The sequence below is a fragment of the Corallococcus sp. AB011P genome (assembly GCF_003611605.1).
In the GTDB taxonomy this organism is placed as follows: domain Bacteria; phylum Myxococcota; class Myxococcia; order Myxococcales; family Myxococcaceae; genus Corallococcus; species Corallococcus coralloides.
On the sequence record NZ_RAVX01000089.1, the window covers coordinates 1 to 321 of the forward strand.

Genomic DNA, 321 nt, shown 5'->3' on the forward strand with positions numbered 1-321 from the left:
CGCGTCGCCGCTTCCACTCGTGAGGTAGCAGCTCACCGATGCGCGAGTGTGGGTGCGTCTGGACGCGTAGCAGGACATCCGCGAGGTAGTCCTCGGGATTAACCTGGTTGGCCTCGCAAGTGGCGACGAGAGCGTAGAGGTCGGCGAGGTTTGCCCCCGCGGCCTCGTGGCCGACGAAGAGAAAGTTTTTACGCCCCAGGGCAGCGCCCCGTTCATTCTGCCGTAGGCATCTCGGAAGTTGCCCAGGTCCACTACCGATGGCACCCCTTGGTGGGCCAGCAGGTGCCCGTCCTGTACCGCGAACTCCGCCGAGGGGAGCGG

At 65.7% G+C, this 321-nt stretch carries 1 protein-coding gene; it reads right to left on the reverse strand.

Annotated elements, in window-relative coordinates; all coding sequences use genetic code 11:
- A partial coding sequence (locus D7X30_RS43950; RefSeq protein ID WP_370052148.1) for a transposase domain-containing protein occupies nt 1–321 on the reverse strand: 321 nt, incomplete at both ends.